10 protein-coding genes are annotated in these 11,604 nt (G+C 71.6%); 3 read left to right on the top strand and 7 right to left on the bottom strand.

The genetic code is table 11. The features are described 5' to 3' along the window. The first annotated feature begins 3 nt into the window (after positions 1–3). A complete protein-coding gene (locus tag ACFY3I_RS21415) occupies positions 4–204 on the top strand; it encodes a DUF1918 domain-containing protein (RefSeq protein ID WP_351934048.1) in 201 nt (66 codons plus the stop codon). A gap of 33 nt (positions 205–237) precedes the next feature. Here ACFY3I_RS21415 and ACFY3I_RS21410 read toward each other — a convergent pair whose 3' ends face one another. After that, on the bottom strand, positions 238–1,467 hold the full coding sequence (locus ACFY3I_RS21410; RefSeq protein ID WP_390861984.1) for a glycoside hydrolase family 10 protein: 1,230 nt from the start codon (positions 1,465–1,467) through the stop codon (positions 238–240). Positions 1,468–1,638: 171 nt separating this feature from the next. Between ACFY3I_RS21410 and ACFY3I_RS21405 the strand changes: the two genes are divergently transcribed. Further along, positions 1,639–2,499: a 3-hydroxybutyryl-CoA dehydrogenase gene (locus ACFY3I_RS21405; protein ID WP_365287789.1), complete on the top strand. Its 861-nt coding sequence runs from the start codon at positions 1,639–1,641 to the stop codon at positions 2,497–2,499. 408 nt (positions 2,500–2,907) lie between these two features. After that, the gene (locus ACFY3I_RS21400; protein ID WP_365287791.1) at positions 2,908–3,165 is read left to right on the top strand and encodes a hypothetical protein; all 258 of its coding nucleotides are present in this window, start codon (positions 2,908–2,910) and stop codon (positions 3,163–3,165) included. Here ACFY3I_RS21400 and ACFY3I_RS21395 read toward each other — a convergent pair. From ACFY3I_RS21395 to ACFY3I_RS21370, 6 genes are all read right to left on the bottom strand, one after another. Further along, entirely contained in the window at positions 3,162–3,698 is a 537-nt protein-coding gene (locus tag ACFY3I_RS21395) for an NUDIX domain-containing protein (protein WP_365287793.1), read from the bottom strand. The two genes, ACFY3I_RS21400 and ACFY3I_RS21395, sit on opposite strands and share 4 nt — an antisense overlap. An 88-nt stretch (positions 3,699–3,786) precedes the next feature. Next, complete coding sequence (locus tag ACFY3I_RS21390) at positions 3,787–5,127, bottom strand: transcriptional regulator (RefSeq protein WP_365287795.1); 1,341 nt, start codon at positions 5,125–5,127, stop codon at positions 3,787–3,789. A 200-nt stretch (positions 5,128–5,327) separates the two neighbouring features. Beyond that, positions 5,328–6,434 (bottom strand): PP2C family protein-serine/threonine phosphatase, encoded by a 1,107-nt coding sequence (locus tag ACFY3I_RS21385; protein WP_390861983.1) that lies wholly within the window; start codon positions 6,432–6,434, stop codon positions 5,328–5,330. A gap of 263 nt (positions 6,435–6,697) precedes the next feature. After that, the gene (gene pheT / locus ACFY3I_RS21380) at positions 6,698–9,211 is read right to left on the bottom strand and encodes a phenylalanine--tRNA ligase subunit beta (RefSeq protein ID WP_390861982.1); all 2,514 of its coding nucleotides are present in this window, start codon (positions 9,209–9,211) and stop codon (positions 6,698–6,700) included. After that, on the bottom strand, positions 9,211–10,332 hold the full coding sequence (gene pheS, locus ACFY3I_RS21375) for a phenylalanine--tRNA ligase subunit alpha (protein ID WP_390861981.1): 1,122 nt from the start codon (positions 10,330–10,332) through the stop codon (positions 9,211–9,213). The genes pheT and pheS overlap by 1 nt, the downstream gene beginning before the upstream one ends. Positions 10,333–10,457: 125 nt before the next feature. Further along, a complete protein-coding gene (locus tag ACFY3I_RS21370; protein ID WP_365287804.1) occupies positions 10,458–11,594 on the bottom strand; it encodes an ATP-binding protein in 1,137 nt (378 codons plus the stop codon). Positions 11,595–11,604 lie beyond the last annotated feature (10 nt).

The following is an 11,604-nucleotide window of genomic DNA, read 5'->3' as shown; positions in this document are numbered from 1 at the left end:
GACATGCGTGCATCCGAGGGCGACCAGCTTGTGCAGCACGGCAGGGTGGTCGGACAGCACGACCATGTGGCGGAGATCGTCCAGGTGTTGGGCCCCGGGGGCAATCCGCCCTACCGGGTCCGCTTCGAGGACGGCCACGAGGCCATCATGTCCCCCGGTCCCGACTGCCAGGTCAGGCACCGGGAGACCCATCAGCAGATGTAGTGCGCGGCGAGGGGGCCGCCGGCCGCGCGCCGGTCAGGCCGGCGGAAGCGCCGGCTGCCGGTAGTGGTCGGCGACCACCCGTGACAGCGCGCCGATCGGATCCGCGGCCACGTCCCGGGCCGCGAAATAGACGTGCCCGCCGACCTGCGGGTACTGGGCGGCCAGGGTCAGGTGCCGGGACAGCTCGGCCGGGTTCTGCCAGGCGGAGGGTTCGCCCTTGCCGCCGGCCCGGTACAGCGCCTCGCCGATGTAGAGCCGGGTGCCGGAGCCCTTGGTCACCCCGGCCCACCAGTCCACGACCTTCGCGTAGTCGGCGGCCGCGTTGCCGATCTGCCAGTACACCTGCGGGACGATGTAGTCGATCCAGTTCTTCTGGACCCACTTGCGGGTGTCCGCGTACAGGTCGTCGTACGTCTCCACGCCCGCCCTGGTGTCCGAGCCCCGGGAGTCGGTGGTCGCGTTGCGCCACACCGCGAACGGGCTGATCCCGAACCGGGTGCCGGGGCGGAGCCTCCTGATCCCGGCGGCGGTCCCGGTCACCAGCTTGTCGATGTTGTCCCGGCGCCAGGCGGCCCGGGAGGAGAAGTCACCGCCGTGGGTGTCGTAGGCGTCGCCGTCGTCGAAGGTCTGCCCGGCCACGGGGTACGGGTAGAAGTAGTCGTCGAAGTGGACGGCGTCCACGGGGTACTTGGCGACCGCGTCCAGGATCGCGTCCGTCACGAAGGCGCGGACGGCGGGGATGCCCGGGTTGTAGTAGAGCTTGCCGCCGTAGCGCACCACCCAGTCCGGGTGTTTGCGGGCGGGGTGCGAGGCGACCAGTCTGCCGGGGTCGGTGTTGTTGGCGATCCGGTAGGGGTTGAACCAGGCGTGCAGCTTCAGGCCACGGGCGTGCGCCTCCTCGACGGCCACCCCGAGCGGGTCCCAGCCGGGGTTCCTGCCCTGGGTACCGGTGAGGTACTGGGACCAGGGCTCGTGGGACGAGGGCCAGAACGCGTCGGCGGTGGGCCGCACCTGGAGCATCACCGTGTTGAGCCGGTAGTCGACAGCCTTGTCGAGGAGGGCGGTCAGCTCCTTGCGCTGGGCGGAGGCGGACAGGCCGGTGCGCGAGGGCCAGTCACGGTTGGAGACGGTCGCCAGCCACATGCCCCGCATCTCGGTGGCGGTGTGCCGCGGGCGGGCCGCGGCGCTCGCCCCGGGTGCCGCCGCCAGCGCCAGCGTCGACAGCGCCGCCACCGCGAACGTCCTGCGAGACACCTGTGCCATCCTGAGACCCACTAACTCTCCGGATCCGCACGGTCACGGATCGCCTCCGCGCCACAGGATGCCCGCACCCGCACGATCGATCATCGATACTTACGGGTAACGTGCACGAACGGAGCAGGCACCGGATCCGGAGGTCCTGCCGGCCGCCCGTAGATCAGCGAAGGGGACGATGTGACCGACATCGAGAAGGTCGGAGTCGTGGGCTGCGGCCAGATGGGAGCGGGCATCGCCGAGGTGTGCGCCCGCTCCGGCCTGGACGTGAAGGTCGCCGAGACCACCGGCGAGGCCCTGGAGATCGGCCGCACCCGGCTGTTCAACTCCCTGGCCAAGGCCGCCGAGCGCGGCAAGATCAGCGAGGAGGAGCGGGACGCCACGCTGGCGCGGCTCAGCTTCACCACGGACCTCGGCGAGTTCGCCGACCGCGACCTGGTGATCGAGGCCGTCGTGGAGAACGAGCAGGTGAAGACGGAGATCTTCCAGGTGCTCGACCAGGTGGTGACCCGCCCGGACGCGATCCTGGCCTCCAACACCTCCTCGATCCCGCTGGTGAAGCTGGCGGTCTCCACGTCCCGCCCCGACCACGTGATCGGCGTCCACTTCTTCAACCCGGCCCCGGTGCAGAAGCTGATCGAGCTGATCCCGGCGCTGACCACCTCCGAGGGCACCATCAGCCGCGCGCAGGTCTTCGCCGAGAAGGTGCTCGGCAAGCACGCGATCCGCGCCCAGGACCGCTCCGGTTTCGTGGTCAACGCGCTGCTGGTGCCGTACCTGCTCTCGTCGATCCGGATGTTCGAGTCCGGCATCGCGAGCCGCGAGGACATCGACAACGGCATGGAGATGGGCTGCGCCCACCCGATGGGACCGCTCAAGCTGTCGGACCTGATCGGCCTGGACACCATCGTCTCCATCGCCAACAGCATGTACACCGAGTACAAGGAGCCGCTGTACGCCGCTCCCCCGCTGCTCCAGCGCATGGTCGAGGCGGGCCGGCTGGGGCGCAAGACGGGGTCGGGGTTCTACACGTACGGCTGACCCGCGCACACCGCGAGTCGGCGCCCGCGCCACGACACGACGAAGGCCGCTCCCAGCAGTTCGGGGAGCGGCCTTCGTGGATCGTCGTGGGGTCCGAGGGAGTTGAGGCCTCCGGCGGCCGGATTCCTTCAACGGGTGGTCTCGCCGAGGCCGAGGTCGCGGCCGAGGCCGGGGCCGCGAAGATCAACCGGGTGGCTGAGCGCGGTGGCTCCGGCTACAGGGAGCGATGCTTCGCGGGCCCGGCACCGTCGTCGGGGCCGGGCCCGTGTCTTTCACACACCGTGTGCGCTCCGGGCACGCATATGCCCCGCGCACACTCTCCCCACGCGCTCACCAGGCGAGTTCACTCTTCATGCGCATGCAAAGGGATGCGGAACGACATCTCCGACTACGCGAAGGAGCGGACCCGTGGCCACCGAACCAGAGCATCCCGTGGTCCAGGGAGAACTCGCAGAGTTACGTCGCCGCCTCGATGTGGGCTACGCCCGGGTCGAGGGCGGACTGAACCTGCTCAGCCACCGCACCCAGGAGACGGCCAAGGAACTGGACGATCTGAACAGCCGCCTCGCCCTGCTGGAGAACGCGCGCTGGCCGCTGCCCTCGATCGCCGCGGTCACCGCGCTGGGCGCCCTCGTCGTCACCGTCTGGCAGGCGTTGGCCCACTAGTCGTCGGCCAGGCGCAGGTGGTGCAGCAGGAGTAACGCGGCCGCCATGTTGGCGGCCGGGACCTCCCCGCGGGCGATCATGTCCGGGACGAGCTTGAGAGGGACCCACTCGCGGCGGTCCGACTCGAAATCGTCCACGGGGTGGCCGACGTACTCGCCCTCGTCGGACCAGTAGATGTGGTGCCGGGCGTCGGTGAGGCCGTTGGACGGCTCCACCGTCATGAGGTGGTGCAGGGTCCCCGGCCGCCAGCCGGACTCCTCCTCCAGTTCCCTGGCGGCCGCGGCGGCGATGTCCTCGCCGTCCTCGACCACCCCGGCCGGGAGTTCCCACCCCCAGCTGTCGGTGATGAAACGGTGGCGCCACAGGAGCAGGACCTCGCCCGCCTCGTTGACCACCGTCGCCACGGCCACCGGCCGCAGCCTTATCAGGAAGTGGTCGAGGTGCCGGCCGTCCGGCAGCTCGACATCTGCGAGATTGACGCTGAACCAGCGGTTTTTGTACACAGTTTGTTCGTTCAGTTTCACCCACTGCACGGTTCTGCCACCTTCCGCCGAGTAAGTGGCAATATCGCAGCAGGGAGTTCTCAGACCCACAACGCGCCCCGGCCCGTGGGCGCACGGTCTACAGCGGTACGCGCAGTGCGCTGTCGATGAGTTCGGCGGCCTCCGCCGTACCGGACGAACCGCTGCGCACCAGGTGCTCGCGCACCGCGCGGAGTCTGTCGCGCAGCCGCTGGGACTCCATTCCTCGGGCCTGTTCGGCCATCTGCACGGCCGTGGCCACCGCGTTGTCCGCGTTCCCCTGCCGCAGTTCGATGGTGCTGAGCATGGCCAGCCGGTGCACCCGCCCCCGGTCGTGGGCCGGGTTGTCGACGGCCGCGGCGGCGTGCTCCCGGGCGGCCGCGAGCTCGCCGAGGCTGAGCAGCGCCTCGGCCACCTGCACATTGACCAGGCCGGGCTGGACATAGCCGGTCTCGTCGGGTTCGTAGCCCCGCCGGATGCGTTCGGCGGCCGTCTCCGCCCGCCGGATGCAGGACAGGGCGCTCGTACCGTCGCCGAGGTGCGCGTACGCCTTGGCCTGCATCGCGTAGAGGTCGGAGGCGAGCGCCGGGGTGATGTGCTTGCCCGCCGCCCGCAGCGCGGCCTCCGCGAACGCGACGGCCTGGCGGAACTCCCGCATGAACAAAGCCTGGTTGACGAGGAGCGCGATGACGTACGCGCCGAGCCCCCGGTCGCCGCTCGCCTTCGCCAGGCGCAGCGCCTGGTGGAAGTAGCGCTGTGCGAGGCCGTGCGCGTCGGAGTCGTAGGCGCAGATCCCCACGATGGCGACCAGGCCGCCCGTGGCGCGGTGCAGTTGACGCCCCGTCGCGTCCGTGTAGCTGCCCCGCAGCAGCGGTGCCGCCTCGGCGTTCAGGAAGCCGACGACCCGGGTACGGGTCGCCATGCCGCCGGCCTTGCGGTACATCTGCTCGTAGTGGGCGCGGGCGGAGCGCAGCATCTCCAGATCGGCCGGGGTGACCCGGTGCCGGCCGCCGCGCGAGACGTCCACGTCCTCCGGAGGGTTCTCCCACTCCCACACCGGCATCACGGCGGGCGTGCCGGTGACGGCGGGAACACCCAGTATGTGCGGGCGCTGCTGCTCGTCGGAGCGCCACAGCGCCGTGGCCCGTTCCACGAACCCGGAGAGCGAGGAGGTGTGCGGGACGCTGGGCTCGCCCGGCACTCCGAGGCCGATGTCGTCGAGCGTGACCGTGCGGTGCAGCCGGGCCGCGAGTACCTCGCAGATCAGGTCGGGTACCTGGCCGCGCGGTCGCTGCCCCTTCAACCAGCGGGCCACGGCGGTGTGTTCGTAGCGGAGCGTGAGTCCACGGGGCCGGCCCGCCTGGTTGACGTGGGCGGCGAGACCGGCGTGCGAGATCCCCGCCTCGTCCAGGATCGCGTCGAGCAGAGAGTTGGGCTGCATGGATGCCCCCCGATTGGCCTGGTGCCGTCAGCGTAGTGCGTGGGTGTTCACACGGGGTGTGAACGGAGTGCGCGAATCCGCAGCGTGCGCGCGCTGTTGCGGAGTGTGCCGGACCGGTTGACTGAACTGCCTCGCAAGAGGCCGGCCGGGCCGCCGGCTCCCCCCTCGAACAGTGCGGTGGCCCGGCCGATGGTCCGGGGTCAGATGTGCGTCGTCGGCCGGGGGTGGGCGGGGGTCGCTCGCGCGGTGCTCCGTGCCCCGAGAAGGGCATGTCGCTGTGCGGGCTCGTTGTTCAGCACGAGGAGTGCGATGTCGTCCGTGGGGCGGCCGTTGGTGTGGTCGAGCAGGGCGGTGAACACCGTCCCGAGGATGTTCTGCGGAGACACCGGCCGGTCCCGTACGGCTCGCGCCAGGGCCTGCGGCAGCGAGAAGAAGCGGCCCCGGGCGTCTCTCGCGTCCTCCGCTCCGTCCGTGAACAGGACCAGGGAGTCGTCGGGAAGCAGGTACCCGCAGTGGGTGGCGGCGAGGTCCGGTGGCAGCGGGAAGGGGCCGAGCGGCGGCAGCGGATCGGCTCCCGACAAGGTGTCCACTCCCGCCCCGTTGATCAGATACGGCCATGGATGGCCGCAGTTGACGGCCCACACGTCGCCGTCCGCCGTGATCTCCAGGAGCAGCAGGGTGACGAACTCCTCGGCGACCGGGCTGTCCGGGTCCTGGCCGCTGGACGGGTGTTCGGCTCTGGCTCGCTCTCGCAGGTGCCGGGCGAGCGCGCGGTCCAGCCGGCCCAGTACCCGGCCCAGTTCGGGCTCGTCGTGGGCGGCCTCCCGGAAGCTGCCGAGGACGGCCGCGGCGGTACCGATGGCCGCCAGTCCGTGCCCGCGCACATCGCCCATCACGACCCGGACGCCGTGCTCGGTGGCGACCGCCTCGTAGAGGTCGCCGCCGATGGCCGCTCCCTGGTCGGCGGAGAGCTGGGCGGCGGCGACGTTCAGCCCGGCGAGACGGGGCGGCAGCGGTCGCAGCAGCACGCTCTGCGCGGCGCCCGCGACCTTGCGCGCCTGCCGCAGCTCTCTGAGCAGGGCCCCGCGGACGTGGAGTATCAGCCCGGTGCCGACCGCGAAGAACACGGCGCTGGTGACGATGCGCGCGCCGAGCCCGCTCTGCTCGGCCAGCGGGCATCCGAACTTGTAGGAGACGGCCACGGCGCCCCACACCGTGGGCAACCCCAGGGTGAGCGCACAACGCGAGGACCGGGAACTGGTCCGGGGCCGCCTTCTGTGGGGAACCCCAGCCTTGATGCGGATCATGCCGATGGCCCCCAAGTAGGCCCTGACAGAAACAGACGGACCGACCCCGAAAGGCCGGTCCGATTCTGTCGACGGCATGCCCCGAAAGGCCATGTGTCAGATGGATCTCACCCAAACGAGTGACCACCAACCAACAGCTGCATTTATGCAGGTAGCAGTACCCGTGGGCGCCCTCGGTGGGGCACCCCTTCAGGGGCGCGGGGAACTGCGCGACCGGCCGGCCACAACCCGCAGCCGGCCGACGGCAGTTCCCCTCACGGCGTTCAGCCGCGCAGCACCGCTCCCGTACGCTCCCCCGCCAGGGCGATGGCCGCGTCCCGCGCCGCCGACGCCTCGTCCACGGTCAGCGTCCGGTCACCGGCCCGGAACCGCAGCGCGTAGGCCAGCGACTTCTTCTCCTCGCCGAGCTGCGCGGCGTTCTCGTACACGTCGAACAGCCGGATGGCCTCGAGGAGTTCACCCGCGCCTTCGCGCAGCGCGGCCTCGACCCGTGCGGCCGGGACCGGCCTGTCCACCACGAGGGCGACATCCTGCGTGGCCACCGGGAACGCCGAGATGCTCGGCGCCTGCGGCACACCGTGGCCGGCCCGCTCCAGCGCGTCCAGGTCCAGCTCCATCGCGCAGGCGCGCGCGGGCAGCCCCAGCGCCTTGACCACCCGCGGGTGCAGCTCACCCGCGTGGCCCACGACCCGCTCGGCGCCGTCGGCGACGACCGCCAGCTCGGCGCACCGGCCGGGGTGCCACGGCCCGTACTGGCCGGACCGCACGATCAGCTCGGCACCGGTCTCCCGCGCGACCGTACGCGCGGCCTCGACCGCGTCGGCCCAGTCGGCCGGACGGCCCGTGCCCCACCAGCCGGCCTGCTCGCGGGCGCCCGCGAGGACGACGGCGACGTGGCGCGGCTGCTCGGGCAGCACGGCGTCCAGCGCGGCGAGTTCCGCGTCGGTCGGACGGCGGTCGACCGGCGGATGACCGGCGACGCCCTGCTCCGCGTGGGGCAGGAAGACCAGACCGGTCTCGAAGAGCGCCAGGTCGTGCGCGCCGCGCCCGTCGTTGCGGCGCAGCGCGCCCAGCAGACCCGGCAGCAGCGAGGTGCGCAGCGCGGGCTCCTCGTCGTTGAGCGGGTTGGTCAGCCGGACGACACGGCGGGCCGGGTCGTCGGCGGCCAGGCCCAGCTGGTCGAAGACCTGCTCGCTGACGAACGGGTAGTTCGGCGCCTCGACGTAACCGGCCCCGGCGAGCGCGCGGCCCACCCGGCGGTGCAGACGCTGACGGTGGGTCAGCCCCCGGCCGGAGCGCGGCCTGGGCAGCGTGGAGGGCAGGTTCTCGTAGCCCTCCAGCCGGATGACCTCTTCGGCCAGGTCGTTCTGCTCGAACAGGTCCGGCCGCCAGGACGGCACGGTGACGATCAGTTCGTCCTGGCCGTAGACGTCGCAGCCGACCTCCTGGAGACGGCGTACGACGGTCTCCCGGCCGTACTCGACGCCCGCGACCTTGTCGGGGTGGTCCGCCGCGACGGTGATGGTGTGCGGGGCGGACGGCGCGATCACCTCGGTGACGCCGGCGTCCGCGGTGCCGCCGGCGAGCAGCACCAGCAGGTCGACGGTGCGCTGCGCGGCGGCGGCCGCGGCCTGCGGGTCGACCCCGCGCTCGAAGCGGCGGGAGGCCTCGGAGGACAGCTTGTGCCGGCGGGCCGTGCGCGCGATGGCGACGGCGTCGAAGTGGGCCGCCTCGATCACCACGTCGGAGGTGGCCTTCTCGGCGTCGTCGTGGTCGGCGATCTCGGTGTCGGCGCCGCCCATGACGCCGGCGAGGCCGATCGGGCCGCGGTCGTCGGTGATGACCAGGTCCTCGGCGTGCAGCTTCCGCTCGACGCCGTCGAGGGTGACGATCTTCTCGCCCTCGGCCGCGCGGCGGACCCCGATGGTGCCCTGGACCAGGCTCCGGTCGTAGGCGTGCAGCGGCTGGCCGAGCTCCATCATCACGTAGTTGGTGACGTCGACGGCGAGCGAGATCGGGCGCATGCCGACCTTCTGCAGGCGGCGCTGGAGCCAGATCGGGGAACGCGCCTCCGGGCTCAGCCCGGTGACGGTGCGCGCCGTGAAGCGGTCGCAGCCGATCGGGTCGGCGACCTGGACCGGGTGGCCGAAGGCGTTCGGGCCGGGCACGTCGATGAGCGCCGGGTCGCGCAGCGGCAGGCCGTAGGCGATGGCGGTCTCGCGGGCCACGCCGCGGATGGACAGGCAGTCGCCGCGGTTGGCGGTGACGGCGATGTCCAGGACCTCGTCGACCAGCTCGAGCAGCTCGATGGCGTCCCTGCCGACCTCGGTCTCCGGCGGGAGCACGATGATGCCGTGGGTCCCGTCGGACCCCATGCCCAGCTCGTCGCTGGAGCAGATCATGCCGTGCGAGGTCCTGCCGTACGTCTGGCGGGCGCTGATCGCGAACCCGCCGGGCAGCACGGCGCCGGGCAGGACGACGACGACCTTGTCGCCGACGGCGAAGTTGCGGGCGCCGCAGACGATCTCCTGCGGCGCACCCGTGCTGTTGGCGGCACCGACGTTGACGGTGCAGAAGCGGATGGGCTTCTTGAAGCCCTCCAGCTCCTCGATGGTGAGGACCTGTCCGACGACCAGGGGGCCCTTGAGGCCGTCGCCGAGCTGCTCGACGGTCTCGACCTCCAGGCCGGCCGAAATCAGCTTGGCCTGCACGTCGCGGCCGGTCTCGGTGGCCGGCAGGTCGACGTACTCCCGCAGCCAGGAAAGCGGGACCCGCATCAGATCTCCATCCCGAACGGCCGGGTGAACCGGACGTCACCCTCGACCATGTCTCGCATGTCCTCGACGTTGTGGCGGAACATCAGCATCCGCTCGATGCCGAACCCGAAGGCGAAGCCGCTGTACTTCTCCGGGTCGACGCCGCAGGCGGTCAGCACCCGCGGGTTGACCATGCCGCAGCCGCCCAGCTCGATCCAGCCCTCGGAGGAGCAGGTCCGGCAGGGCCGGTCGGGGTTGCCGACGGACTCGCCCTTGCAGACGTAGCACAGCATGTCCATCTCGGCGCTGGGCTCGGTGAAGGGGAAGAAGTTGGGCCGCAGCCGGGTCTTCATGCCCTCGCCGAACAGCGACTGGACCATGTGGTCCAGGGTGCCCTTGAGGTCGGACATGGTCAGGCCCTCGTCGACGGCGAGCAGCTCGACCTGGTGGAAGACCGGGGTGTGGGTGGCGTCCAGCTCGTCGGTGCGGTAGACGCGGCCCGGGCAGATCACGTACACCGGCAGCTCACGGCCGAGCAGCGAGCGGATCTGGACCGGCGAGGTGTGGGTGCGCAGCACGACACCGGACTCGGTGCCGCCCCGCGGGCCCTGCACGAAGAAGGTGTCCGCCTCGCCGCGCGCCGGATGGTCCGGGCCGATGTTGAGGGCGTCGAAGTTGAACCACTCGGCCTCGACCTGCGGGCCCTCGGCGACCTCGTAGCCCATGGCCACGAAGATGTCCTCGATGCGGTCGGACAGCGTGGTCAGCGGGTGGCGGGCGCCGGCCGGTACCCGGTCGTGGGGCAGTGTGACGTCCACCGCCTCCTCGACCAGCACCCGGGCGTCACGCTCGGCCTCCAGCTCCTCCTGACGACCGGCGAGCGCCTTGTTCACCGCGCCACGCGCCTGGCCGACCAGCTTTCCGGCGGCGGCCTTGGCGTGCGGGGGCAGGGCGCCGATCTCGCGGTTGGCGAGCGACAGCGGGGAGGTGCCCCCGGTGTGCGCGACCTTGGCCTCCTGGAGCGCGTCGAGGGAGTCCGCGGCGGCGAAGGCGGCGAGCGCCTCGTCCCGCATGCGCTCGATCTCTTCCGGTTTCAACGCCTCGACCTCGACAGGGTCGTACGACTTATTGGGTGCCGACATCTCTTCCCGTGCTTCCCGATTGGCTGGCGGTGGTCCCCGAGACCGTTGGTGGGCCGTGTGAAGGACACAAAGGTGCCAAAGGCCGAGTCTAACGGGGTTGAGCTGTACGAAGAGCCCGTGGGCCGTCAGGCGAGATACGCCGGAGTGCTCACGGGCAACATAAATCGGAACTCGGCGCCGCCGCTCGCGGCGCGTCCGACGGTGATGGTGCCGCCGTGGGCCTCGACGATGCCCTTGACGATGTAGAGCCCCAGGCCGGTCCCACCGCGCTTGCTGCCCCGCCAGAAGCGGGTGAAGACGCGGTTCATGGACTCCTCCGGGATGCCGGGCCCCTCGTCGCTCACGGTGACCGACGTGCCGGCCTCCTCCCCTTCCCGGGGGGACGCCGCGGCCGTGATGTCGATGGTGACGGTTCCCTCGCCGTGCCGCACCGCATTTTCGATGAGGTTGCTGAGGACCTGGTCGACCTTGTCGGGATCGGCCCACAGCGGCGGCAGCGGCTGTTCGACGCGGAGCAGGAAGCGGTCGGCGGGCTGGCCGGCGGCGACGTACGCCTGGATGTGCCGTCCGACGGCCGCGCCGATGTCCACGGGCTGCCTGCGCACCTCCAGGCGTCCGCTGTCGATCCGCGAGATGTCCAGCAGCTCGGCGATGAGCCGGGTGACCCGGTCGGCGTCCGCGTCGACCGTCTCCAGCATCAGCCGTTTCTGGTCGTCGGTGAACCGTTCCCACTTGGCGAGCAGGGTGGCGGTGAACCCCTTGACGGAGGTCAGCGGGGAACGCAGTTCATGGGCGACGGTGGCGATCAGTTCGGCGTGACTGCGCTCGGTGCGGCGGCGGGCCTCGGTGTCCCGCAGCGACACGACGATCCGGCGGACCGGCCCGGTGGGCTCGGCGCGTACGTAGGTGGCGGACACCAGCACCTCCCGGCCGCCGGGCAGCAGCAGGTTCCGCTCCGGCTGGCCGACCCGGATGGCGAGGCCGCCGTAGGGGTCGGTGAGCTGCCACCAGCGCCTGCCCTCGAGGTCCTCCAGCGGCAGGGCCTTGTCCAGCCGCCGTCCGAGGGCGTCGGCGGGGGCGGTGGCGGTGATGCGGGCGGCGGCGGCGTTGAAGCAGACGACGATGCCGTGCTCGTCGGCGACCACCAGGCCGTCGGGCAGCTCGTCGGGGTCGACGCCGGGCCCGGTCGGGCCGCCCTGCCGGGGCGCGGGCACGGGTCCGGTGCCGTGGCCGCCCGGCGCGTTGCTGGTGCCGACACTCATCCCCGCACTC

The sequence above is a fragment of the Streptomyces sp. NPDC001068 genome (assembly GCF_042897315.1).
Taxonomy (GTDB): domain Bacteria; phylum Actinomycetota; class Actinomycetes; order Streptomycetales; family Streptomycetaceae; genus Streptomyces.
The sequence above is the reverse complement of the archived record's forward strand: the minus strand, read 5'-3'. Positions and strand labels throughout refer to the sequence as shown.